Annotated in this window: 22 protein-coding genes; 11 read left to right on the top strand and 11 right to left on the bottom strand. The window is 62.1% G+C overall.

Annotated elements, in window-relative coordinates:
• The first annotated feature begins 941 nt into the window (after nucleotides 1-941).
• The 3 genes from macA to PCO31010_RS11150 all read left to right on the top strand — a co-directional run bounded on the left by macA (nucleotide 942) and on the right by PCO31010_RS11150 (nucleotide 5,707).
• On the top strand, nucleotides 942-2,108 hold the full coding sequence (gene macA, locus PCO31010_RS11140; protein ID WP_150664338.1) for a macrolide transporter subunit MacA: 1,167 nt from the start codon (nucleotides 942-944) through the stop codon (nucleotides 2,106-2,108).
• Nucleotides 2,105-4,135, top strand: coding sequence for a MacB family efflux pump subunit (locus PCO31010_RS11145; protein WP_150664339.1), 2,031 nt, complete (start codon nucleotides 2,105-2,107; stop codon nucleotides 4,133-4,135). Before macA ends, PCO31010_RS11145 begins: the two co-directional genes overlap by 4 nt.
• 177 nt (nucleotides 4,136-4,312) lie before the next feature.
• On the top strand, nucleotides 4,313-5,707 hold the full coding sequence (locus PCO31010_RS11150) for an efflux transporter outer membrane subunit (RefSeq protein WP_246184585.1): 1,395 nt from the start codon (nucleotides 4,313-4,315) through the stop codon (nucleotides 5,705-5,707).
• 22 nt (nucleotides 5,708-5,729) lie between these two features.
• On the opposite strand, the gene PCO31010_RS11155 is transcribed toward PCO31010_RS11150, so the two are convergent.
• On the bottom strand, nucleotides 5,730-6,878 hold the full coding sequence (locus PCO31010_RS11155; protein ID WP_246184555.1) for a Rossmann-fold NAD(P)-binding domain-containing protein: 1,149 nt from the start codon (nucleotides 6,876-6,878) through the stop codon (nucleotides 5,730-5,732).
• A 15-nt stretch (nucleotides 6,879-6,893) separates the two neighbouring features.
• Here PCO31010_RS11155 and PCO31010_RS11160 point away from each other — a divergent pair, with 15 nt between their 5' ends.
• The 4 genes from PCO31010_RS11160 (at nucleotide 6,894) to PCO31010_RS11175 (ending at nucleotide 10,539) form a co-directional block, all read left to right on the top strand.
• Nucleotides 6,894-7,928, top strand: a complete 1,035-nt coding sequence (locus PCO31010_RS11160) for a CDP-6-deoxy-delta-3,4-glucoseen reductase (protein ID WP_150664341.1) — start codon at nucleotides 6,894-6,896, stop codon at nucleotides 7,926-7,928.
• A 301-nt stretch (nucleotides 7,929-8,229) separates the two neighbouring features.
• The gene (locus PCO31010_RS11165; protein ID WP_246184556.1) at nucleotides 8,230-9,489 is read left to right on the top strand and encodes an acetylornithine transaminase; all 1,260 of its coding nucleotides are present in this window, start codon (nucleotides 8,230-8,232) and stop codon (nucleotides 9,487-9,489) included.
• Nucleotides 9,490-9,580: 91 nt separating this feature from the next.
• The gene (locus tag PCO31010_RS11170) at nucleotides 9,581-10,078 is read left to right on the top strand and encodes a GNAT family N-acetyltransferase (protein WP_150664342.1); all 498 of its coding nucleotides are present in this window, start codon (nucleotides 9,581-9,583) and stop codon (nucleotides 10,076-10,078) included.
• On the top strand, nucleotides 10,075-10,539 hold the full coding sequence (locus PCO31010_RS11175; RefSeq protein ID WP_150664343.1) for a GNAT family acetyltransferase: 465 nt from the start codon (nucleotides 10,075-10,077) through the stop codon (nucleotides 10,537-10,539). The genes PCO31010_RS11170 and PCO31010_RS11175 overlap by 4 nt, the downstream gene beginning before the upstream one ends.
• Before the next feature lie 130 nt (nucleotides 10,540-10,669).
• Here the strand turns inward: PCO31010_RS11175 and PCO31010_RS11180 are convergent, their stop codons facing one another.
• The 7 genes from PCO31010_RS11180 to PCO31010_RS11210 form a co-directional block, all read right to left on the bottom strand.
• Complete coding sequence (locus PCO31010_RS11180; protein ID WP_373275326.1) at nucleotides 10,670-11,383, bottom strand: ABC transporter ATP-binding protein; 714 nt, start codon at nucleotides 11,381-11,383, stop codon at nucleotides 10,670-10,672.
• Entirely contained in the window at nucleotides 11,383-12,156 is a 774-nt protein-coding gene (locus PCO31010_RS11185) for an ABC transporter ATP-binding protein (RefSeq protein WP_150664345.1), read from the bottom strand. Before PCO31010_RS11185 ends, PCO31010_RS11180 begins: the two co-directional genes overlap by 1 nt.
• A gap of 21 nt (nucleotides 12,157-12,177) precedes the next feature.
• On the bottom strand, nucleotides 12,178-13,308 hold the full coding sequence (locus tag PCO31010_RS11190) for an ABC transporter permease subunit (protein ID WP_150664346.1): 1,131 nt from the start codon (nucleotides 13,306-13,308) through the stop codon (nucleotides 12,178-12,180).
• Nucleotides 13,309-13,326: 18 nt separating this feature from the next.
• Nucleotides 13,327-14,277, bottom strand: a complete 951-nt coding sequence (locus PCO31010_RS11195; protein ID WP_150664347.1) for a branched-chain amino acid ABC transporter permease — start codon at nucleotides 14,275-14,277, stop codon at nucleotides 13,327-13,329.
• 211 nt (nucleotides 14,278-14,488) lie between these two features.
• Nucleotides 14,489-15,697, bottom strand: coding sequence for a branched-chain amino acid ABC transporter substrate-binding protein (locus PCO31010_RS11200; RefSeq protein ID WP_150664348.1), 1,209 nt, complete (start codon nucleotides 15,695-15,697; stop codon nucleotides 14,489-14,491).
• Between the two features lie 772 nt (nucleotides 15,698-16,469).
• Complete coding sequence (gene ispH / locus PCO31010_RS11205) at nucleotides 16,470-17,441, bottom strand: 4-hydroxy-3-methylbut-2-enyl diphosphate reductase (RefSeq protein ID WP_174984641.1); 972 nt, start codon at nucleotides 17,439-17,441, stop codon at nucleotides 16,470-16,472.
• A gap of 8 nt (nucleotides 17,442-17,449) precedes the next feature.
• Nucleotides 17,450-17,905: an FKBP-type peptidyl-prolyl cis-trans isomerase gene (locus PCO31010_RS11210; RefSeq protein ID WP_039400826.1), complete on the bottom strand. Its 456-nt coding sequence runs from the start codon at nucleotides 17,903-17,905 to the stop codon at nucleotides 17,450-17,452.
• A gap of 187 nt (nucleotides 17,906-18,092) precedes the next feature.
• Between PCO31010_RS11210 and radC the strand changes: the two genes are divergently transcribed.
• From radC to nadB, 4 genes are all read left to right on the top strand, one after another.
• Nucleotides 18,093-18,767: a RadC family protein gene (gene radC / locus PCO31010_RS11215; RefSeq protein WP_150664349.1), complete on the top strand. Its 675-nt coding sequence runs from the start codon at nucleotides 18,093-18,095 to the stop codon at nucleotides 18,765-18,767.
• A gap of 224 nt (nucleotides 18,768-18,991) precedes the next feature.
• Nucleotides 18,992-19,225, top strand: a complete 234-nt coding sequence (gene rpmB, locus PCO31010_RS11220; RefSeq protein WP_150664350.1) for a 50S ribosomal protein L28 — start codon at nucleotides 18,992-18,994, stop codon at nucleotides 19,223-19,225.
• 15 nt (nucleotides 19,226-19,240) lie between these two features.
• Complete coding sequence (rpmG, locus tag PCO31010_RS11225; RefSeq protein WP_039400834.1) at nucleotides 19,241-19,408, top strand: 50S ribosomal protein L33; 168 nt, start codon at nucleotides 19,241-19,243, stop codon at nucleotides 19,406-19,408.
• A gap of 243 nt (nucleotides 19,409-19,651) precedes the next feature.
• Nucleotides 19,652-21,256, top strand: coding sequence for an L-aspartate oxidase (gene nadB, locus PCO31010_RS11230; RefSeq protein WP_150664351.1), 1,605 nt, complete (start codon nucleotides 19,652-19,654; stop codon nucleotides 21,254-21,256).
• Between the two features lie 102 nt (nucleotides 21,257-21,358).
• Here the strand turns inward: nadB and nadC are convergent, their stop codons facing one another.
• The 3 genes from nadC to PCO31010_RS11245 form a co-directional block, all read right to left on the bottom strand.
• Nucleotides 21,359-22,261 carry a carboxylating nicotinate-nucleotide diphosphorylase gene (gene nadC / locus PCO31010_RS11235; protein WP_373275327.1) on the bottom strand — a complete coding sequence of 301 codons (903 nt, stop codon included), beginning with the start codon at nucleotides 22,259-22,261 and terminating at the stop codon, nucleotides 21,359-21,361.
• The gene (nadA, locus tag PCO31010_RS11240; protein WP_150664352.1) at nucleotides 22,261-23,394 is read right to left on the bottom strand and encodes a quinolinate synthase NadA; all 1,134 of its coding nucleotides are present in this window, start codon (nucleotides 23,392-23,394) and stop codon (nucleotides 22,261-22,263) included. Before nadA ends, nadC begins: the two co-directional genes overlap by 1 nt.
• A gap of 93 nt (nucleotides 23,395-23,487) precedes the next feature.
• Entirely contained in the window at nucleotides 23,488-24,684 is a 1,197-nt protein-coding gene (locus PCO31010_RS11245) for a DesA family fatty acid desaturase (protein WP_150664353.1), read from the bottom strand.
• Nucleotides 24,685-24,844: the final 160 nt, after the last annotated feature.

Below are 24,844 nucleotides of genomic sequence, written 5' to 3' on the forward strand. Positions count from 1 at the left end.
GATACACCGCAGTTTGCGCGCCCGTCCAGTGAAGCGTTGACCGAAGCATCCAACAGAATGGCGTCCAATCCTTATTTCAGAAAGGATTGGTAAGGCGGACTGAGATCATTTCACGACCTCACGGCGACGCAAAAGGCTCGAAAATCGAGATTTCGTAGACGTTAGGCGAATTAAGGCGAAATTATAGCGAATTTAGCGACCCAACATCGCTCCGACTGCCTTACATAACCCACCACGGATCGACGCCGTTCGCCGAAGACGACCCGCAATCTTCACACTGTGCAGATATTCCGTATCCACTCGCCCAGCACCCTCAATATCCCGCCATCCCTTACGGAATAAGGCGCTTAAGCCTTTTCCCACACCTAAACCACAACCCGCTCCTTTCCCTTTCCTACTCTCCACATTTCCCCCCCTCCCTCCGCTCCTAATACCTCCCCCCTAACGGACCGGAGCCCCTTTCCGCCGCTCAGACATAAACCCAACTCGCTGCAGAAAGGGGCCCCGGTCCGTCTCCCTCGAAGCACTCAGTGCCTCAAACGACACCTCCCGCTTCTCACTTCCTTGACCAAAACACTTGGTCCCGTCGACACCGCTCTACTCTCGCTCCATCGCGACGCCACACCCGCCCCGCACGTGCTCCGCAACTGCTGCGGGACGGCCGTGTCGTCGCCCACACACTTCCTGTCCCTCTACACGCATCACCCACCTCAATCACTCCCAGCACTTCTCTGCGCTTCACCCACTTTGCTTTGCCCTTCTCGCACCCCCCCCCTTTGTTTCTTTTTGTCTCCTTTGATCGCTTTTCTTTGTTTTTTCTCTCCCGTTATCTCTGTTCACAAAGTCCCAACAACTAAAAACAGTTTGTCTCCACACCTTTGTTTAGCATCCCCCTCACGTTCGCTTCTCCCCGCGACGGCTTTCGCCTTTTCTCTCCATCAATGACGCGCCTCTTTTCTCGCTTCTCTTCTTTTCGCTTTACCCGACGTCGCAAGATCGGCGCAGTCGTCGTCGCCCTGTTCACATCCCTCGTCGCCTGGCAATGGCCCCGGCCCACACCGCCCGCCTATCTCTCCGCTAAGGTCGCCCGCGCCGATCTCGAAGACGCCGTCCTCGCCACCGGTGTCCTCCAACCCATCAAACAAGTCGAAGTCGGCTCGCAAGCCAACGGACAACTTCGTTCTCTCAAGGTGGTGCTCGGAGACACCGTATCGAAAGGGCAACTGCTCGCCGTTATCGATCCGACCTCCAGCGATAACGACCTGCGCGAAGCCAACGCCGGACTCACCACACTCGCCGCCGACCGACGCGCCAAAGCCATTCGCCACGCCCAAGCCGCCCGCGAACTCGCTCGTCAACGCCAACTCGCCGCCGACGACGCTACCTCGCCCCGCGACCTCGAAAAGGCACGCACGGAAGCCGATGCCCTCACCGCAGAACTCGCCTCCCTCGACTCCCAGATCAGCCAGCAAAAGGTGAAGGTCGATAAGGCACGCACGAATCAGTCCTATACGCGTATTACCGCGCCCATTAACGGCACGGTCACCGCCATCACCACCCAGGAAGGACAGACGGTTACCGCCATCTATCAAATCCCGACGATCCTGAAAGTCGCCGACCTCTCGATGATGACGATTCGCGCTCAAGTCTCGGAAGCCGATGTCGTGCGCATCCGCGCGGGTCTTCCCGTCTACTTCACGATCCTCGGCGCACCCGACAAACGCTACGAAGGCAAGCTCCGCGTCATCCAACCCTCGCCCGAGAAGATCAATAACGCAATCTTCTTTAACGCCCTCTTCGATGTGCCCAATCCGGCCGGTGTCCTCCGTCCCGATATGACCGCGCAAGTGTCTATCGTGAGTGCTCGAATTTCGAATACGCTGACGTTTCCTTCCGTCGCCCTCGGTGAGAAACGCGCCGACGGCCGTTATCGCGTCCGTGTACTCGACGCCAAGGGCGTCGCCCACCCACGCTGGGTGAAGGTCGGACTCGACAACCGTCTCACCGCACAAGCACTCGACGGGCTCGCCGAAGGTGATCGTGTCGTGACCGCCGATCCGACCGACGCGCCGCCGTCCGGTAGCAACGACGCAGGTACGCTCCTGTGACGAACGCCTCCGCCCCGCTCCTGCGACTCTCCGGAATCTCTCGCTCGTTCGGCGAAGGTGACGGTGCAGTCACGGTCCTGCGCGATGTCGAACTCGTCATCGAGCGCGGCGAGATGGTCGCGATCATGGGCCCCTCCGGTTCCGGTAAGTCGACGCTCATGAACGTACTCGGCTGCCTCGACCGGGCAACCCACGGACGCTATGAAATCGACGGGCACGATGTCGCCTCTCTCTCGGACGACGCGCTCGCTCAACTGCGCCGCGAATACTTCGGCTTCATCTTCCAGCGCTATCACCTGATGGGCCATCTCTCGGCCCAAGGCAACGTGGAAGTGCCCGCCGTCTACGCCGGTATCCCGCGCTCGCAAAGGTCGTCGCGCTCCGCCGCGCTGCTCGAACGTCTCGGGCTCGGCAAGCATCTCTCGCACCGGCCTTCGCAAATGTCCGGCGGGCAACAACAACGCGTCAGTATTGCCCGCGCCCTCATGAACGGCGGCGACATCATCCTCGCCGACGAACCCACCGGCGCACTCGACAGTCACAGCGGGCTGGAAGTGATGCACATCCTGCGCGAACTCCACGCGCGGGGGCGCACAATCATCCTCGTCACGCACGATCCGAACGTCGCCGCATGGGCGCAACGCGTGATTGAAATCGCCGACGGACGCATCAAGTGCGATCGGCTAAACGACACGCCGCATGCAATCGAAGCTTCGGTGACGGACGAGACGCGTGATGCGTCTTCCGATCCCAAAAGTTCGGTAGATTCGCGGGTCGCCGATACGCCCGAAATGTCGCGCGGTAACGCGTTGACTCGCTGGATGAGTGGCTGGCCGACGTTCGCGGAAAGCCTGTCGATGGCGTGGCACGCGCTCGCCTCCCACCGTCTGCGCACCGGTCTCACGATGCTCGGCATCATCATCGGCATTACGTCGGTGGTCTCGCTGTCGGCCATCGGCGAAGGGACGAAACGACGCGTGCTTAACGATATCGGCAACATCGCCCCGAACACGATCACGGTACTGCGCGGCAAGGACTTCAACGACGACAAGGCCGCAGAGATTCGTACGCTCCTGCCCCGCGACGCCGATCTGCTCGCCGCCCAGCCCTACACGGACAGCGTGACGGCACAAGTCGGCCCGCGCACGGTCCGTATGCGCTTCGGTCGCATTGATACGGACGCGCAAGTTCACGGAGAGAGCGCCGACTTCATGCGCGCCAACGGCCTGAAACTCGCCCGCGGACGCAGCTTCGACGCCACTGAAGTGGAACGTCAGGCACAAGTTGCCCTGCTCGGTGAAAACACGCTGCGCAAGCTGCTGCCGAACGGCGGCGATCCCATCGGACAAATCGTGCTCGCTGGCTCGCTGCCGCTACGCGTAATCGGCGTTGTGCGCGATCGCTCGTCGATGTTCGTCAGCCGCTCGCTCAATGTCTATGTCCCCTGGACGACGGTCGCGAGCCGACTCGCCGGTCAGCAACATCTGGAATCGATCACGGTCCGCATTCTCGATGGCCACCCGCCCGCCGCCGCCGAAGCCGGAATCATTCGCCTGCTCACGCGCGCCCACGGCAAGAAGGATTTCTTCACGTTCAACATGGACACGATCGTGAAGTCGATCTCACGCACGAGCCAGATGCTCACGCTGCTGCTCTCGTTCGTCGCCCTCATCTCACTCGTCGTCGGCGGCATCGGCGTGATGAACATCATGCTGGTCTCCGTGACGGAACGCACCCGTGAGATCGGCATCCGTCGCGCGATCGGCGCGCGCCGTCAGGACATCCTCCGGCAGTTCCTCATCGAAGCCGTGCTCGTCTGCCTGATGGGCGGCGCAGTCGGCGTGGTGCTGTCTTACGCCATCGGCTGGCTGGTCGCGACGTTCGTGCCTCAAGTCTCGGTGGTCTTTTCGCCGAATACGTTTGCGGCAGCCGTGGCCTGCGCCTGCGCCATCGGCATGCTCAGTGGCTGGCTCCCCGCGCGCAGCGCCGCACGTCTCGATCCGGTGGATGCCCTGGCCCGTGAATGATTGCCCCCGCCGTCCCGCTGCATCCCCCCCTCAGGCTCGGGATGGCTTTTATACCCCGCGCGCGATTCGGTGTCGCGCGCGGGGGTCTTTTTGACAGATTCGATGAATTGCCTTTCAGGATTTTTCCGACCGCCCCCCGGCCTCGCTCCATCGCTCGTCGCGGTCGCCGTCTGCATGATGCTCAGCGCTTGCAGCCTGACCCGCACAGCCTATGAACGCTCGACGTTGCCCGTCCCGTCGCAATTCCAGACGCCCATCGACGGCACTGGGTCAGGTGAAGCGCAAGGGGAAAGCACACGCATGGCAGACGACGCGGATATTGCACCGTGGTGGCGCGCGTTTCGCGAACCTCAGCTCGACTCGCTCATTTCTCAGGCGCTCGCGGCCAACCCAGCACTCGCCCTCAAAGCCCTGCAAGCGGATCGCGACGCGCTCCAGGCCGGACTGACCGGCGCCAATCGCTGGCCGCAGTTCTCCGCCAACATCACCGGTTCGAAGGCGCGCGCGCTCGACGGCGGACAAGCCGCACAACGTCTGAATGGACAGACGCAGACGACCTCCGGCGCAAGCGTCGGTATCAGCTACGAAGTCGATCTCTGGAACAAGCTCGCCGCGCAACGCGACGCCGCCAACTGGCAGGCCGCCGCCAGCGCATGGGACCGCCGCGCCGCCGCCCTCTCGCTCTCGAGCCAGGTCGCCTCGCTCTACTGGCGCGTCGCTTATCTGAACGAGAATGTGCGCAGTGCAACGGAAGACCTCGCCGCAGCCGAGCGCGCCGTCGCGCTGGTCGCCGCGCGTCGGCGTGCCGGTTCGGTGTCGGCGCTCGACCCCGTGCAGGCACAACAGGATCGCGATGCGGTCGCGGGCGCACTCGCGGAATGGGAACGGTTGCGCGATGCCGCCCGGCACTCTCTGGCGAACGCGCTCGGACGTCCCGCGCAGACACGCTTTACTGAGCGCAATTCGCTCGTGGTCGCGCAGTTGCCCGAGGTCGCGCCCGGTCTGCCTGCGTCGCTTCTCGCACACCGCCCGGACCTCGCCGCCGCCGAGACGCGTGTTCGCGCGCGTCTGGCAGATGTCGACGCCGCCCGTCTGTCGTTCTATCCATCCCTCACGCTCACCGGCACCGCGCAAACCACCAGCGAGTCGCTCTCGCGTCTGCTCGCCAATCCCGTGGGTACGCTCGCCGCTTCGCTTGCGATGCCGTTCCTCCAGGTGCAAACGTCACGCTTTACAACGGCACTCGCGCGCAATGACTACGAGCAATCGGTCGCGACGTTTCGCAACACGTTGCTCACAGCGCTCGTAGAAGTCGAAGACGCCCTCTCGGCACGCGAGCGAACGACGTCGCAGTACACGTCGCTCGCCAGCGCCGCCGCCCTCGCGCAACGAGCGGCGGAACTCTCGGAGGCGCGCTACCGCGCAGGCGACATCGACCTGCAATCGTGGCTCGACGCCCAACGCCTCGCGCGTCAGGCGCGCCGCAACGCCGCGCAGTCCCGCCTCGCGCAGATCGACGCAACGCTCTCGCTCGTCAAAGCACTCGGTGGGACGTTGGAGAACGATGGCTGAGGCAGCGGTCAGATATTCGTCGTCAGGCTGCCGTGTTGGTCGGCGGCACGTCAGCGGATGGGCGCGACGATGGTGTCGGCTCAGGCGGCGAGAGCGGTGTCAACGTCGACAGCAGCGCCGCCACGTCGGGATACCTCAATGCGTACCCGAGTTCGCGCTTGAGCCGGGTGTTGGCAAGGCGTCGCGACTCGGACATGAAGGAGAGCAACGTCGGCTCCAGTACCCGTCGGGCCTCGTCACGCGACACACGCGGCGGCCGGGGCAAGCCCAGCGCATCCGCGACGCGGTCGAAGTACTCGCCCATGCGCCACTCGGTGTCGTCGCTCGCATGCACGACCCGCTGCGCCCTGCCCCGCCACATCGCGCGAATCAGAATCGCCGCGAGATCGTCGGCGTGGATATGGTTGGTGAAGACGTCGTCCGACGCCACTAACGCAGGCGTGCCCTTCTGCAAACGCGCCAGCGGCAAACGATCAGCCGCATAGATCCCCGGAATCCGCACGACAGACGCCCGCCACGACACGCGTGCATGCACCGTCCGGCGCCACGACGCCTTCGTACCGGACACCGACGCCGCACGCGCTCGCGCAGCCCCCGTCGTCAACACACGTCGCGGATGACGGCCATGAAAGGACGGACGGCCCAGCGTGCGCACAGTCCGCTCGGCGTCCACACGACGCTGTCCACGAGGCGAACGCGGCGCAGGTGTGCGGGTCTCGTCCACCACCGCGCCGCCGCAGTCGCCGTAGACGCCACTGGTGCTCGCGTAGACAAGAATCCGGCGCGACGCGGGGGCCAGGTGAGCCAAACCTGACAGGGCTCGAAGCCCCCCCTCGGGTACAATATTGCGTTTCGACGGCCGGTTCAGCGCAGCGCGCAAACGGCGTGTACGCAGGTCCTGCGTGCCGCTGCCCGCGACCCCGGCAGGCGGTGCCAGATGCAACACCCGTGAGGCCAGACGGCCCAGGCGTTGCAAGCTTGCAGCGTCATCCAGATTGGCAACGACGGGCACCGCGCCCGCCGCACGCAACGCCGCATGGCGCGCGTCGCTGGACGTCACGGCAAAGACACGAAAACGTTCGACGAGAGCCGGCAGTGCGCGCATGCCGACGTCGCCACAGCCCACGACCAGCAGGCGCGGGCGACCGAGAGGTTTGGACGGTTTTTTCATTTTTCGGATTGTAGTATGGCTTACAACGTTACCCTCGTGCCGAGCGGGCGCGAGTTCCAGATCGAAGATGGCGAGGCCGTACTCTCCGCCGCACTGCGCCAAGGCATCGGCCTGCCCTACGGTTGCAAAAACGGCGGTTGCGGCTCGTGCAAGGCCAAACTGGTCGAAGGCACCGTCGAACACGGCGCACACTCCAGCTCGGCCCTCTCCAAGGACGAGGAAACCCGTGGCTTCGCCCTGCTCTGCTGCGCCCACACGAAAGGCGATCTCGTCATCGAGTCGCGTGAGGTCAAGGGCATCGGCGACATCCCGGTCAAACGCCTGCCCTGCCGCGTGAACGCGCTGGAGCGCCGCGCCGACGACGTCATCGTCATGCGCCTCCAACTGCCCGCTAACGAGCGCTTTCAGTACCTCGCCGGTCAATACATCGAATTCATCCTGAAAGACGGCAAACGTCGCAGCTATTCGATGGCCACCGCGCCCCACGAGGAAGGCTTCCTCGAACTCCATCTGCGTCACATGCCCGGCGGCGTCTTCACCGACCATGTGTTCAACAACATGAAGGAGCGCGAGATCCTGCGCTTCGAAGGCCCGCTCGGCACGTTCTTCCTGCGGGAAGACTCCGAGAAGCCGATCGTGCTGCTCGCCTCGGGCACCGGCTTCGCGCCGATCAAGGCCATCGTCGAACATGCCGCACACAAGGGCCTCGACCGCCCGATGACGCTCTATTGGGGCGCACGTCAGCGCAAAGACATCTACCTGCGCGAACTGGCCGAGCAATGGGCCCGTGAGATTCCCGGCTTCAAGTTCGTGCCGGTCCTCTCCGAAGCCGCGCCCGAAGACGCCTGGGAAGGCCGCACGGGCTTCGTGCACCGCGCTGTCGCCGAAGACCTGCCGGATATGTCGGGCTACGAGGTCTACGCCTGCGGTGCGCCCGTAATGGTGGAGTCGGCCCGTCGCGACTTCATCGCTCACCACCAGTTGCCGGAAGACGCGTTCTTCGCCGATGCCTTCACCACCGAAGCCGATAACCCCGGCGGCGGTCAATGACCCTATGAACCTCATGGCCGTGACGACCGGCCGCCATCGAAGGGATGCGCAAAAGATGCATGCAAACCACACCGCATGCATTCCCTTTGACAAGCGCCGCGTCACCGCCTTATGCTTGCCAACATGAACCTGATTGCCATCGCCTCGATCCGACGTCGCCGTACGCTGCCCCAACCGGGATGCCGCGGCGCACGCTATCGACTGCGATAACACGCAAGTTCTCAAGCACAGCGAAGCCACGGGCAACCCCCGTGGCTTTTTTTATTCCCAAGTCTCTTCTCACCTACCTTCGGAGACCGTTATGTCGCTTGCTCAACCGTCCGCCGCTGCATCGTCAACCTCGTCCAAGGCGGCACGCCATGCCAAGTTCGCCGATTTGCCCACGCAGGCACTGCTGCCGATTACTACGCGTCCCGAACTCGTGTTCACGCACGGCAAGGGCGGCTGGCTGTACGACCACGAAGGCAAGCGATATCTCGACTTCATTCAGGGCTGGGCGGTGAACAGCCTCGGCCATTGCCACCCGGTCATGCGCGACGCCCTCGCCACACAAGGCTCGCTACTGCTCAACCCGAGCCCCGCCTACTACAACCTGCCGATGATCGAGCTGGCCGATCTGCTCGCCAATCTCTCCGGACTCGGTAAGGTCTTCTTCGCCAACAGCGGCGCAGAAGCCAACGAAAGCGCCATCAAACTCGCGCGCAAGTGGGGGCAACTGCACCCGAACAACGCAGGCAAGGCACGCTTCGAGATCATCACGTTCAAGAACGCCTTCCACGGCCGTACGCTCGCGACAATGTCCGCAAGCGGCAAGCCCGGCTGGGATACGATCTTCGCACCGCAGGTGCCCGGCTTTCCGAAGGCCGAGCTGAACGACATCGCATCGGTCGAAGCCCTCATCGGGCCCGAGACGGTGGCCGTGATGCTCGAACCGATTCAGGGCGAAGCCGGTGTCGTGCCCGCAACGACCGAGTTCATGAAGGCGCTACGCGAACTGACGACGGCGCGCGGACTCCTGCTGATCGTGGACGAAGTGCAGACCGGCTGCGGACGCACCGGCACCCTCTTCCAGTATCAGCAGTCGGGCATCAAACCCGACATCATGACGCTCGGCAAAGGCATCGGCGGCGGTGTGCCGCTCGCCGCCATGCTGTGCGGCGACGAGTTCGCCGTCTTCCAGCCGGGCGATCAGGGCGGCACGTACAACGGCAACCCACTGATGTGCGCCGTCGGACTCGCCGTGATGCGCACGGTCAGCTCGCCGGGTTTCCTCGAATTCGTGCGTGCGCAAGCGGATTATCTGAGCGCCGGATTGCAGCATCTGTCGTCGCGCTACGGCGGTCAGGGGGAACGCGGCGCGGGTCTGCTCCGTGCATTGCTGCTCGGTCGCGACATCGGCCCGCAACTGGTCGAAGCCGCACGCGACATGACACCGGACGGGCTGCTGCTCAACTCGGCACGTCCGAACCTGCTGCGCTTCATGCCCGCACTGAACGTGAGCCGCGAAGAGATCGATCAGATGCTGTCGATGCTCGACACGCTGCTCGCGAAGCACGTCTGAATGCACGCATGAACCCAGCGCTTCGCATGACGACACTCGCCCGAATGTGATTCGGGCGAGTCAGAACGACACCCCATTGGAGACTCCATCGATGAACGACATGAGCCAGGGCCACCCGACACCGCCCGCCGACGCCATCGTCGAAATTTCGGCCGATCCCGCACGGCTCGACATCGGCTTTATCCACAACGCCTTGTCGACGCAAACAGCATGGGCGCAAGGCATTCCGCGCAACACGCTCATGCGCGCGATCACGCATTCGCTTTGTTTCGGCGCGTATGCAACGCAGGTCGAAGGCGGGCCTGCACGCCAGGTCGGCTTCGCCCGCGTGATTACCGACCACGCCACGTTCGCCTATCTGGCCGACGTGTTCGTCGATCCGTCCATGCGCGGTCTGGGGATCGGCAAGCGCCTGTGCGAGGATGTGCTTGCGCATCCGGCACTGCAAGGGCTGCGTCGCTTTCTGCTCGCCACGACCGATGCCGCAAGTCTCTACGCGCGCTATGGCTTCGAGCCGCTCGGCGCGGTGAACAAGATGATGCAGATTCACCGGCCGGACATCTACACCGGCCAACAGGAAGCGCCATGACCCGCATGCCCGCCGACATCCATATCCGCACATTCGACGACGCGGATACCGACGCCGTCATCGCGCTCTGGCGCGAAGCCTTTCCGGAGTACAACCGCGCCGACAAGCCACATCGCGAACCGCGACGCTCGATTGCCAACAAGGTGGCCATGCAGGACGACCTGTTCTTCGTCGCCGTGCGCGAACGCAAGATCGTCGGCACGGTCATGGCCGGTTATGACGGACATCGCGGCTGGGTCTATTCGCTGGCCGTCGCGCACGCGTTGCGACGTCGCGGCGTGGCAAGCGCGTTGCTGCATCACGCAGAAATCGCGCTGGCCGCACGCGGCTGTCTCAAGCTCAATCTGCAAGTGCTCACGCAGTCGCGCGAAGCCCTCGCGTTCTACAACGCACACGGCTACGCCGCCGACGATGTCATAAGCCTCGGCAAACGGCTGCCGCTGGCAGCGATGGCGCAGTAGGCGCTACGTCGCGCAGCCTTCGAATGTCGTGAAAACACAAAGGGCGCCGGAAGTTGCCTTCGGCGCCCTTTGCTCATCCACGGACCGACTGGCGACGGCTCGCCGTCGGTCGGTCACGCGAATTCGACACTCACTCCCCCAGATACGCGGCGCGCACCTTCGGATCGTCGAGCATGTCCTTCGCGTCGCCGGTCATGGTGACCAGCCCGCTGTCCATCACGTAGCCACGATGTGCCGCTTGCAGCGCCAGACGTGCGTTCTGCTCCACGAGCAGCACCGTCACGCCCTCGCCCGACACCGTACGCACCACTTCGAAGATCTTCTCCACCATGATCGGCGAGAGCCCCATCGACGGCTCGTCGAGTAGCAACAGCTTGGGCTGGCTCATCAACGCACGCGCCATTGCAAGCATCTGCTGCTCACCGCCCGAGAGCGTGCCCGCGAGCTGATCTTTACGCTCCTTCAGACGCGGGAAGATGCCGAACATCTTGTCGATGTCCTGCTTGATGCCCGCGTTGTCGTTGCGCAGATACGCCCCCATCTGCATGTTCTCGAGGATGGTCATGCGCGTGAAGATGCCGCGACCTTCCGGCACCATCGCCAGCCCCTGCTTGAGCAGATCGAACGCCTTCACGCCGCGAATCGACTTGCCCAGATACTCGATGTCGCCATCGGCCCACGGCAACAAGCCCGTGATGGCCTTCATGGTGGTCGTCTTGCCTGCACCGTTCGCGCCGATGAGCGTGACCAGCTCGCCCGGCTCGATGCTCAGGTCGATGCCCTTGACCGCCTTAATCCCGCCGTAAGCGACTTTCAGGCCCTTGATCGTCAACATTGCGCTCATCAATGGCCTCCCGAACCCAGATACGCTTCAATCACCGCCGGATTCTTCTGGACATCCTGCGGCAAACCTTCGGCAATCACCTTGCCGTAATCGAGCACCGTCATGCGGTTGCACAAACCCATCACCAGCTTCACGTCGTGCTCGATGAGCAAAATCGTCTTGCCGTCGCTACGGATCTTGTCGAGCAAACCGCGCAGCTCGACCTTTTCCGTGGCGTTCATGCCAGCGGCCGGTTCGTCCAATGCCAGCAGCTTCGGATCGGTGGCCAGCGCACGTGCAATTTCCAGACGACGCTGGTGGCCGTACGAGAGGTTCGCTGCCGTGTAGTTGGCGTACTTTGCTACCCCCACGTATTCGAGCAACTCCATCGCACGATCACGGATGGCGCGCTCCTCGGCCTTCGCACCCGGATACCGGACGATGGCACCGATCACACCCATCTTCGTACGCACGTGACGCCCGACCATCACGTTCTCGACGACGGTCATGCCGCCAAACAGACGAATGTTCTGGAACGTACGTGCGATACCGGCCTTGGCGACTTCGTGCACGGCGGTCGGCTTGTAAGCCGCACCGTCGAGCCGGAACTCGCCGGAGTCCGGGGTGTAGAGACCGGTGATCACGTTGAAGAACGTGGTCTTGCCCGCGCCGTTCGGGCCGATCAGCCCGTAGATCTGCCCCGGCTTGATCTCCAGGCCCACGTCAGTGAGGGCCTGCAGACCGCCGAAGCGCTTGTTCACGCCCTTGACGGACAGAAGAATTTGTTCGCTCATATTCAGGTCATCTCCCTCGACTTACAGAGTCCGCTCTTCCGGACGCGGCGACGGCCACAGGCCGGCCGGACGGTACAGCATGATCAAAATCATGGCCAGACCGTACAGCAACTGCCGGATCACTTCGGGATCGACGATGACGCTACCGAACAACTTCATCTGCAAGGGTCCCAGGGTCGAGCGAAGCAACTCAGGGAAGGCCGAGAGCAGAACACCGCCCAGGATCACGCCCGGAATGTGGCCCATGCCGCCGAGCACCACCATCGAGAGCACGACGATCGACTCCCAGAAGGTGAACGACTCGGGCGAGACGAAGCCCTGGAACGCGGAGAACATGCCACCTGCCACGCCGCCGAACGACGCGCCCATCGCAAACGCAAGCAGCTTGATGTTGCGCGTGTTGATGCCCATTGCCTTGGCGGCGATTTCGTCTTCACGAATGGCCACCCAAGCGCGTCCGATACGCGAGTGCTGCAAGCGCACACACACAAACGCGATGAGTAGCGCGAGGATCACGAACAGGTAGTAGTACATGTACACCGAGTTGACCTGCACGCCGAAGAAATTGTGGGCCTTCGAAAAATCGAAACCCATCAGCGATGCCGGTTGAATCCCGGTAATCCCCATCGGGCCGTTGGTGATGTTCACCGGCCTGTCGAGGTTGTTCATGAAGATACGGATGATCTCGCCGAAGCCCAGCGTCACGATGGCAAGATAGTCGCCACGCAGACGCAGCGTCGGCGCCCCCAGCAAGATACCAAAGATCGCCGCAATAGCGGCCCCTATCGGTATCGTGAGCCAGACCGGTACGTGCAGGCCACCCGGGAACATCGAGGCAATCCAGGAGAAGTGCACGGTCAGGTGCGGCGAGCTGAGCAAGGCCGTGACGTATGCCCCCACCGCATAGAACGCGATGTACCCCAAATCGAGCAGGCCAGCGAAGCCCACCACGATGTTCAGGCCCAGCGCGAGCATGATGTAAAGCAGCGCGAAGTCGAGCACACGCACCCAGTAGTTGCCGCCGGCGTAGCCGACGAGCATGGGTGCGAAAATGGCAGCGATCAGGAAGAACGCAAGGCCGCGATAGGCCTTGCGGGTCGCGGCGGCGGCAGAAATCTGCGTCGCCGGCGACGTTTGCACGGGTTGATTCATGATGTCGATCCTCCCCGCTTATGCACGATCTGCCACGCGCTCGCCGAGCAGACCGCTCGGACGGAACACCAGCACCACAATCAGCACGACGAAAGCGAACACGTCCTGATAGTTACTCCCGAAGACGCCACCGGTCAGATCGCCGATGTAGCCCGCCCCCAACGCTTCGATCAGCCCAAGCAGCACGCCGCCGACCATCGCCCCCTGCAAGTTGCCGATACCGCCGAGCACCGCAGCGGTGAACGCCTTCATGCCGGGGATGAAGCCCATGTAGAAGTGCGCGTTGCCGTAGTTCGAGGCCATCATCACGCCTGCGAGCGCGGCGAGTGCGCCACCGAGGGCGAACGTCGCGGAGATCACGAAGTTCGGGTTCACGCCCATGAGACCGGCGACGTTGCGGTTTTCCGCCGTCGCACGCATGGCGCGCCCGAGCTTGGTGCGGTTCACGAGCTGGGTCAGACCGAACATGACGAGGAACGCCACGACCACGATCACGATGCCGGTGCCGTTAGTCACCGCCCCTGGGTGGCCGTCGCGCGGCGGAATGACGTTCATGGCGTCGGTCGGCAGCAGTTGCGGGAACGAGAGGGGGTTACGCGACCAGATCAGCATGGCGATCGTCTGCAGCAGCAGCGAGACGCCAATGGCGGTGATCAGAGGGGCCAGGCGCGGCGCGTTGCGCAACGGCCGGTAGGCCACACGCTCGATCACGAAGTTGGCTATCGCACACACGGGCATACACACGAGCGTGGCAATCGCCAGCATGAGCGCCGGGTTCATGTCCGGCGCGATCTTCAAAAGCAGGTTGATGGTGGACAGCGCGACCATCGCGCCGATCATCATCACGTCGGCGTGGGCAAAGTTGATGATGCCCAGAATGCCGTAGACCATCGTATAGCCCAGTGCAATGATCGCGTAGACGCTGCCAAGCACGAGGCCGTTCAAGATTTGTTGGATAAAGATATCCATGAAGCTAACTCCTTGTCCCGGAAACGGGCTCTCGACACGCTTGCCCGATAAGGCGCGCGAGGGGGCCGAGAGAACTGCGGGTTATGAGGCGTAATCCTGTGTCAGGAGGAGAGCCGTGCCCGTCATGCAGGCACGGCCTCTTTCCGCAGATAGTGATACGGCACCGAACGGGTAGGCAGCGGTGCCGTTTCATGGCGCGAGCGCCCGGGACTTACATCTTGACCACGTCAAGCACGCTCTTCTTCTTATCCTTGTAGTTGTAGAGCGTGATCACCGGCTCCTTCATGTCGCCCTTGCTGTCGAAGGCGATGTGGCCGATGACACCCTTGTAGTCCGTGGCCGGCATGGCCGCCAGGATCTTGGCCGGGTCTGCCGAGTTGGCACGTTTCATCGCATCGATGATCACGTTGACGGCGTCATACGTGAACGGGGCGTAGATCTGAATCGGCTGCTTGAAGCGGTCTTCGTAACGCTTCGAGAAGTCCGCACCGCCTTCCATTTTCGACAGCGCCATACCCGCTTCCGAGCAGACGATGTTGTCGATGGCGTCGCCAGCGAGTTCGGCCACCTTGTCGGTACACACGCCGTCACCGGCCAGCACCTTGGCGCCAATACCCAGTTCCTTCGATTGCTTGGCGAACGGACCGCCGGTGGCATCCATACCGCCGTACATGATGATGTCCGGCTTCTCACCCTTGATCTTGGTCAGAATGGCGCGGAAGTCCGTGGCCTTGTCGTTGGTCGCGTCGTGCGAGAGCACCTTCAGGCCGTTGGCCTTGGCGGTCTTCTCGAACTCGTCGGCCAGACCCTTGCCGTATGCCGTGGCGTCGTCGACGATGGCGACCGACTTGGCGTTGAGCGACTTGGTCGCGTAGTTAGCCAGTGCCGGACCCTGCTGTGCGTCGGTGGCGACCACGCGATAGGTTGTCTTGAAGCCCTGCAGCGTGTAAGCCGGGTTGGTCGCCGACGGCGAGATCTGCACGATGCCCGCATCGCTATAGATCTTCGAGGCCGGGATCGTCGTGCCCGAATTCAAGTGGCCCACCACGGCGACAACCTTCTCGTCGACCAGCTTCTGAGCAACCTGCGTTGCGGTCTTCGGATCGGCGGCGTCGTCTTCTGCTACCAGCTCAAGCTTGACCGGCTTGCCATCGATGGTCAGACCCGCCTTGTTGGCCTCTTCAATGGCCAGGCGTGCACCATTTTCGTTATCTTTGCCCAAGTGAGCAATTTGGCCCGTCAACGGTGCAACGTGACCGATCTTAATGACAACCGCATCGCCGCCCCCGCTGGCGGCAGTCGTCGCGGCAGGTGCAGAAGCGGCACCCGAATCGGCCTGCTTTTCTTCCTTCTGGCCGCAAGCCGCCAGCAGCGTCACCGCGGCGACTACGGGCAGTACCTTCGCGAACTTGAGTTGCATGTGATTATCTCCAGATTGTCGGCGATTTAATAACGCCAAATCGATGTTTCGTATGCGAAACGCGCGCATTGTAACTCCATTCTTTGCGGCTGCGACGCCCGTAGCCACAGGGTTTTCCATAATGGAGGACTAAGGTTTTATACCGACTTGTGCAACCCTATCTTTTCAAAAGCGCAACCCCGAATTTGTGAATGGTTTTACGCGCCCGCGCGCGATTCCCCGGGCGGCCTTATGGTGCAACCGGTGCACCATTCAAGGGCCCGGATGCCATACCAATCTAATAAGCAATTAGCATGCCCATTGGATTTGGAGGGTTCTTTCTAATTAAGCAAGCATATAAATAATTAGATTCCGGAAATCCAGACGATTTTTATTTTCTTTAATTCTATGTTCGTTGAATTATCAAGAATGTCATTCGGTTTTGGCAGACGAGACGTTAAAACCTCCAATTTCCGACATGCGGGGGTTGTGCGAAATTTGCGGTGACGGTGCGAAAATACCGCAATGGTTTTTTTGCAGCGTTCGACGGGCGGATGGACGAACGACGGTCGGCAACGTCAGGCGGCCTGATGCGACCGGCAGAGGATCGGGGGGGGGGGCGGGGCAGGAAGCGCAGGCGGGCGGGAGACGCGGGCGGACAGGCGTAAAAAAACCGGGGCCGTGAGGTACGGCACCCGGTTTATCGGCCATGCAGTGTGAGCACAGGCCGTGAGTTTTGCTGCGGGTGGTCGGTGCGCCGCTGGCGCCGCAGCCTAACCCGGCGTACTGCTTCTTAGCTCGCCATTTGGGTCAAGCCCTTGGGCAGCGGGAACGCGATGTTCTCTTCCACGCCGTCGAGCACCTTGACCTGATTGACGCCCAGTTCGCGCAGACGCGACACGATCGACTGCGCCAGCACCTCGGGTGCCGAAGCGCCAGCCGTCACACCGATGCGACGCTTGCCGTCGAACCACTCCGGCTTGAGCTGATCCGGAGAATCCACCATATAGGCGGGCACACCCATTTTCTCGGCCACTTCACGCAGACGGTTCGAGTTGGAGCTGTTCGGGCTGCCGACGACCACGACCACGTCGCACTGCGGTGCCATGAACTTCACCGCGTCCTGGCGGTTCTGCGTGGCGTAGCAGATGTCCTGCTTCTTCGGCTCGGTGATCAGCGGGAAGCGCTTCTTGAGCGCGTTGATGACTTCGGCAGCGTCGTCGACCGACAACGTCGTCTGCGTCACGAAAGCCAGCTTGCTTTCGTCGGCCACTTGCAGCGCGAGCACGTCTTCGATCGTCTCGACGAGGAACATGCCCTCGCCCGACTGCCCCATCGTGCCTTCCACTTCAGGGTGACCCTTGTGGCCGATCATGATGATTTCGAGACCTTGTCCGCGCATCTTGGCGACTTCGACGTGAACCTTCGTCACGAGCGGGCAAGTCGCATCGAAAATGCGCAGACCGCGCGATTCGGCCTCGGCACGCACCGCTTGCGAGACGCCGTGCGCGCTGAAGATCAGCGTGTTGCCCGAAGGCACATCGGACAATTCTTCGATGAAGATCGCGCCCTTCTTGCGAAGGTTCTCCACGACATACACGTTGTGCACGATTTCGTGACGCACGTAGATCGGTGCGCCGTACATCGCCAGCGCGCGTTCGACAATCTCGATCGCGCGGTCGACCCCCGCGCAAAAGCCGCGCGGCTGAGCCAGCAGGATTTCTGCATCCGACAACATCGGTGCTACGACTTGGGTGGCGCTCATTTCGATTCCTACAGAATGCCAATAATCTGGACTTCGAACACGATCGGCTGGCCCGCCAGCGGATGGTTGAAGTCGAACAATGCCCAGCCGTCGCCCAGTTCGCGCAGGATGCCCGCATAGCGGCCACCGCTCGGCGCGTTGAACTCGACCAGATCGCCAACGCTATATTCTTCCCCGAAGTTGCTGTTCTCCTGCAACGTCTTCATCGAGACGCGTTGCAGCAGATCCGGATTGCGCGGGCCAAAGGCCTGCTCCGGTGCCAGCTCGACGCGGCGTCGCTCCCCCACGGTCATGCCCAGCATCGCCTGCTCCAGCGTCGGCGCCATCTGGCCGCCGCCCAGCTGCATCGTCGCAGGGGTGCCTTCGAAAGTGTTGACAATGTCCGCGCCATCGGGCGCGCCAATCCGGTAGTGGAGCGTCAGATAGGAATTGTCTTGAACCACGGGGGTTGCAACAGAACTCATGGGGGTCTCACAGCAAGGTCAAGCTATTATTGTAAGCGACGACGCGTTGCGCGTCCGGCTCCCCATCAAAGCCGCCCCGAAATTTTCCCGTGGCGGCTTCCCGGTTTGTCTTTCCCTTGTCATCCGTGACACCCGCGATCATGCGCGTGGCCGTGTCCGATCATCGGTCCCCGATGCTGGAGTCGTCATGTCCATCGCCCACTGGCCGCTCGCTGAGCGCCCTCGTGAAAAAATGCTGGCCCATGGGCCGAATGCCCTGTCCGATGCCGAATTGCTCGCCATCCTGCTGCGCACCGGTTCGCAAGGCCGCAACGCCGTCGAACTCGGGCGCGAGTTGCTGGCACGCACCGGCTCGCTTGCCCGCCTGCTTGCCACCCCGTTCGAGACGCTGCGTCAGATACCGGGGCTTGGTCAGGCGAAGTCGCTCCAATTTCAGGCGGCCCTCGAAGTCGCGCGCCGCATGTTGCGCGAGGGAATGCAGTCGGGCTGCCTGCTCGATTCGCCCACCCGCGTGCGCGACTATCTGCGGCTCACGTTGCAGGATATGTCTCGCGAGCGCTTCGTCTGCCTGTTTCTGGATGCAGCACATCGGCTGGTCGGCACGCGCATCATGTTCGAGGGCACACTCACCCAGACATGCGCCTACCCGAGGGAAATCGTGCGTGCAGCGCTGGACCTTCATGCGGCTGCCATCATCGTGGCCCACAATCACCCGTCCGGCATCCCGACGCCAAGTGCAGCCGATCTTGCGCTCACGCGTCAACTGGGCGATGCACTGGCCCTGCTGGAGATCCGTCTGCTCGATCATTTCATCGTGGCGGGAGACACCGTCTACTCAATGGCCGAGGGCGGTGAACTGTGACGTGGAACAACACCCTGCACACAAATTCGGCAACCGGGTCGCTTTCGGGCCCGGCTTACGCTATACTCCTTCCCTTCCCGAATCTCCGACAGACGTTTCCCGCCAGGGACTCACGTCCTACATCGACTAAAGCGATTGATTTGTCTGGGATTTTTGTGGTATTATCGCGGTCTGTCTTTTCGACTCACCTTTTTTTACACAGAATTCTGGGTTAGGAGTGCTTCATGGCACGCGTATGTCAAGTGACCGGGAAAGCGCCGATGGTCGGCAACAACGTTTCCCACGCCAACAACAAAACCAAGCGTCGTTTCCTCCCGAACTTGCAAAATCGCCGGTTCTGGGTTGAGAGCGAAAACCGCTTTGTGCGTCTGCGTCTTTCGAACGCCGGCTTGCGCCTGATCGATAAGGTCGGCATCGATGTCGTTCTCGCGGACCTGCGTTCGCGTAACGCCATCTAAGTTTAGGAGCTCATCATGGCAAAAGGCGCTCGCGACAAGATCAAACTGGAATCGACCGCAGGCACGGGTCATTTCTACACGACCACCAAGAACAAGCGTACCCATCCGGAAAAGATGGCTATCAGCAAGTTCGACCCGGTGGCTCGTAAGCACGTCGAATACAAAGAAACCAAGATCAAATAAGATCAACAGGTTTCATCGCAGTAGCTTGCTACTGCGTTCAATACCCCGCCTCTGGCGGGGTATTTTCGTTTACGCGTCCCGAAAAGTGCACCGCTACGCTATGCGTAGTCTTTGCAAGCACGATTTCCCCGATGTGCGCATAGGGTCATGTGCCACGCGCGTATTGACTCGCTATACTGGGTCCTCTCCCATTACGAGGATCGCGCTCGTGTCGTCGCGTCGATCCCAGACACCGCGCGTATCATGAATTTCGATGTTGTCATCGTCGGCAGCGGGCTCGCCGGCCAGTCCGTCGCCCTGCATCTGGCCAATACCTGCCGTGTGGCGCTCGTCGCCAAACGTCCGATGCCCGAAGGTGCGAGCGACTGGGCACAGGGCGGCATTGCCGCCGTACTGGATTCGACCGACAGCGTCGACGAGCATGTCGCCGACACCCTGATCGCTGGCGCAGGCCTCTGCGACGAAGCAGCCACGCGATTCATCGTCGAACACAGCCGCGAAGCCATCGAGTGGCTCATCGAACAGGGCGTACCTTTTACCCGTGACTCAGAGGCCGAACTCGGTTTTCACCTGACGCGCGAAGGCGGACATAGCCACCGACGCATCATTCACGCCGCCGACGCCACCGGGCATGCCGTCATCGCCACGCTCACCGAGCGCGTGCGCAAACATCCGAACATCACGCTGTTCGAGAATCACTTCGCCGTCGATCTGATCACCTCCGATCGCGCCGACGACGCGCCCACAGTCGGCCGTCACTGTCAGGGCTTGTACGTTCAGGATCTCGGCACCGGCGAGGTGCACGCCATGACGGCCCGGCATACGGTGCTGGCCACCGGCGGTGCGGGCAAGGTCTATCTCTATACGACGAACCCCGATACGGCCACCGGCGACGGTATTGCCATGGCGTCGCGCGCAGGTTGCCGCATAGCGAACATGGAGTTCATCCAGTTTCACCCGACGTGCCTCTACCATCCGTACGCCAAGTCGTTCCTGATCTCGGAAGCCGTGCGCGGTGAAGGCGGCCGCCTGGTGCTGCCCGACGGCACCCGCTTCATGCTGCAACACGACCCGCGCGCCGAACTGGCACCGCGTGACATCGTCGCCCGCGCCATCGACTTTGAGATGAAAAAGCACGGCCTCGACTGCGTTTATCTCGACATCAGCCACCAAAGTCCCGAGTTCCTGCGCGAGCATTTCCCGACGATTCTGGCGCGCTGCGCAGAGCTGGGCATCGACATCACGAAGCAGCCGATTCCGGTCGTACCCGCAGCGCACTACACCTGCGGCGGAGTGGTGACCGATATGCGCGGCCGCACCGATCTGCCGGGGCTTTATGCCGTCGGGGAAGCGACATGCACGGGTCTGCACGGCGCGAACCGACTTGCCAGCAACTCCCTGCTGGAGTGCATTGTGCTGGGGAAGGCGGCGGCAGAAGATATCCAACGGGACGAAGCCAAACATCCGCCCACCACCGATGCGCCCGCCTGGGACGAAAGCCGCGTCTCGGATGCGGATGAAGAAGTCGTCGTCGCCCACAATTGGGACGAGCTGCGCCGCATGATGTGGAACTACGTCGGTATCGTGCGCACGACCAAGCGACTGGAGCGCGCGCAGCATCGCATTGCCCTGCTGCGCGAGGAGATCGCCGAGTACTACGCGAATTTCCGCGTCAGCCGGGATTTGCTTGAGCTTCGGAATCTGGTGGACGTCGCGTCGCTGATCGTCGATAGCGCGTTGTCGCGTCGCGAAAGCCGGGGACTGCACTTCTCCCGCGACTTCCCCGATACGCTGCCGAAGGCGCTGCCGACGGTGATTTCGCCACCGCTGCCGCGCCGCAAGCGGTAAGTCACGCGCTCAACCGATCACGCAAACAAAAAGGCCGCAGGGTCAAACCTGCGGCCTTTTTGCTTGCCACGCTATTTCAGCGCGGCGGATTGATCGAGACGATTACCCCACCGTCTCCAGAATCCGCATGGAGAAGTCGGTCGCACGGACATCCTTCGTCAGCCCGCCGATGGAAATACGGTCGACGCCCGTCTCCGCAATCGCACGCACCGTTTCAAGATTGATGCCGCCCGACGCTTCCAGTACAGCACGTCCATCCGAGATGCGCGCCGCTTCACGCATCATTTCCAGCGTGAAGTTGTCGAGCAGGATCGACGTTGCGCCGCATTCGAGCGCCGTCGCCAACTCTTCCAGCGACTCCACTTCGATCTGGACGGACGCTCCGTCAGCCAGACGATCGGCGTTTGCCAGTACCTGACGAATGCCGCCAGCGGCCGCGATGTGATTCTCTTTGATCAGAATGCCGTCGTAGAGCGCGAGACGTTGGTTCGTCCCGCCGCCAACGAGCACCGCAAACTTCTGTGCGAGGCGTAGGCCAGGCAAGGTCTTGCGCGTATCGAGCACGCGTGCCTTGGTGCCCTCCACGATATCCGCATACCGGCGCACGGAGGTCGCAACGCCAGAGAGCATCTGAAGGAAGTTCATCGACGTGCGCTCACCCGTGAGCAACGCACGCGCCGGACCCTGGATGTCGCACACCACCGAATCGGGCGCCATGCGCTCGCCTTCGCGGTAGTGCCACTGCACGCGTACGGACGCGTCCACGCCCTGCATGCAGCGCTCGAACCAGCGCACACCGCAAAGCACGGCCGACTCGCGCACGATGATGCGCGCATGCGCCATTTCATCCGGCGGCACCAGCAGGCCCGTCAGGTCACCGCTGCCGATGTCTTCGTCCAGCGCATCGCGCACATTGCGCGTCATTGCCGCTTCGATCGGTTCGCCGAAAACGGCGAATTCAGGGGAGAGTGCCTCGGCAGTGCTCAACGTTTTCGATTGCGTCATTATGCGGGGCCTACACCGGAAAAGAGTGCGCCGTCGCGCGCGAAATCACCGCTGGCGCGCACGTTCTGTTTGCGCGATTCAGCGAACGTCAGCATACGGTCGATACAGGTATGGGCGCGACGGCCGATCTCCGGATCGACGTGAATTTCGTTCGCCCCGGTCTCCAGCACGTCGGCAAGATTTTGCAGGCTGTTCATCGCCATCCAAGGGCAGTGCGCGCAGCTCTTGCACGTGGCGCTGTTGCCCGCCGTCGGCGCTTCGATAAAGCGCTTGCCCGGCGCTGCGGCGCGCATCTTGTGGAGAATACCGTTGTCGGTCGCCACGATGAACTCGGTGGCATCCATGGTCTGCGCCGCCGTGATCATTTGCGAGGTCGAACCGACCACGTCCGCCAGCTCGACGACCGCGGCAGGCGACTCCGGGTGCACCAGCACCTTGGCGTTCGGGTATTCGCGGCGCAGCAGTTCAAGTTCAGTGCCCTTGAACTCGTCGTGTACGAGACAAGCGCCCTGCCACAACAACATGTCGGCCCCGGTCTGCTTCTGGACGTAGCTGCCCAGATGTCGGTCCGGTGCCCAGAGAATCTTCTTACCCTGCGCGTGCAGATGCGCCACGATTTCGAGGCCGATGGACGACGTCACCATCCAGTCGGCACGCGCCTTCACGGCGGCACTCGTGTTCGCATAGACGACGACCGTGCGATCCGGATGCGCATCGCAGAATGCGGCGAACTCATCTGCCGGACAGCCCAGATCGAGCGAACAGGTCGCGTCGAGATCGGGCATCAAAATGCGCTTTTCGGGACTCAGAATCTTCGACGTCTCGCCCATGAAACGCACGCCGGCCACCACGAGCGTCTTGGCGGCATGATTCCGGCCGAAACGCGCCATTTCGAGCGAATCGGCCACGCAGCCGCCGGTCTCTTCGGCGAGATCCTGCAGGTCGGAATCGACGTAATAGTGCGCCACCAACACGGCGTCTCGCTCAACGAGCAAACGCTTGATCTTGGCCTTGAGCGCCGCGCGTTCCTCCTGCGACGGCGCATCCGGGACACGCGCCCAGGCGTGGGCTACGCACGTGGCGCCACTCGATGCGGGGCGCTCGAATTCTACGGATTTAAGTGAGGCATTCATTTTCGCGTGGCCCGAGGGGGACCGGGAATGACAAAACCCCGCCGTGGCGGGGTTTCGATTATGCGTCAAAAACAGATTTCTGGCTGAACCCGTTCACGCGTAGCGGCGCAGACGCGTCGCGAATTCCTGCAATGCGTGAATGCCGCTTTGCTCGGCGCGATGGCACCAGTTCTGCAACTGACCCAGCAACTGCTCGCGCGAAGCGTTCGAACGGTCCCAGATACCGGCCAGTTCGCGACGCAGTTCGTAATACGTCTTCACGGCGTTGCTGTGCGCGAAGATCTCGCCCAGTTGCTGCTTCTGCGGCTCTTGCAGCGATGCTTCGTCGTGATGCAGCCACTTGCGCGCACCGCGGAACAGCTGATATTCGCCATGCTGACGCTTGTCCTTGAAGCGCGCCAGTTCTTCACCGTAGGCACGCTGGAAGGTCTTCGCGTAACGCGCCATCACTTCATAGCGGTTCGAGAGCACGGCCTGCAACGTATCGTCGTCGCATGCCGCCTTGATCTTCGCGAGCTTCGGCGTCGGTGCAACCTTCTTCACCTTGGCCAGGCCCACAAACGACAGCGTACGGATGTACAGCCAGCCGATGTCGAATTCGTACCACTTGTTCGACAGCTTGGCCGACGTGGCGTACGTGTGGTGGTTGTTATGCAGCTCTTCGCCGCCGATGATGATGCCCCACGGCAGCAGGTTCGTCGACGCATCGGCGCAATTGAAGTTGCGGTAGCCCCAGTAGTGACCCAGACCGTTGATCACGCCAGCGGCCCAGAACGGGATCCACACCATCTGCACAGCCCACACGGTCAGACCGAGGGCACCGAACAGTGCGATGTTGATGATCATCATCATGCTGATACCCAGAATCGGGTAACGCTTGTAGATGTTGTTCTCGATCCAGTCGTTCGGCGTGCCGTGGCTGAACTTGCGCAGCGTTTCTTCGTTCTTCGCTTCAGCGCGATAGAGTTCGGCGCCTTCGGCCAGCACCTTCCACAGGCCGCGCGTTTGCGGGCTGTGCGGGTCTTCCGGCGTTTCGCACTTAGCGTGGTGCTTGCGGTGAATCGCAGCCCACTCGCTCGTGATCATGCCCGTGGTCATCCACAGCCAGAAACGGAAGAAATGGGCGACGATCGGATGCACGTCGAGCGCGCGGTGCGCCTGGCAACGATGCAGATAGATGGTCACACCGGCGATCGTCACATGGGTGACGGCCAACGTGTAGAAGAAAATCTTCCAGCCGCTCCAGTCGAGCAGACCGGTCGAGAGAAATCCAAGGAGACTGTCCAGCAAAATATCACTCCAAACTAATCAATACGGTAGGCATCACGGCTAAGCATCGAAATGTGCCGTGTCTTGTCTTGTCGGGCCGAAGCGGCCGATGTGGACATAGGCCGTCGCGTCAGGTCTCGTTCTTGCGCTCGCTTGACGCTTCGATTCGCTGGAGGTCGGC

It is taken from the genome of Pandoraea commovens (assembly GCF_902459615.1).
In the GTDB taxonomy this organism is placed as follows: domain Bacteria; phylum Pseudomonadota; class Gammaproteobacteria; order Burkholderiales; family Burkholderiaceae; genus Pandoraea; species Pandoraea commovens.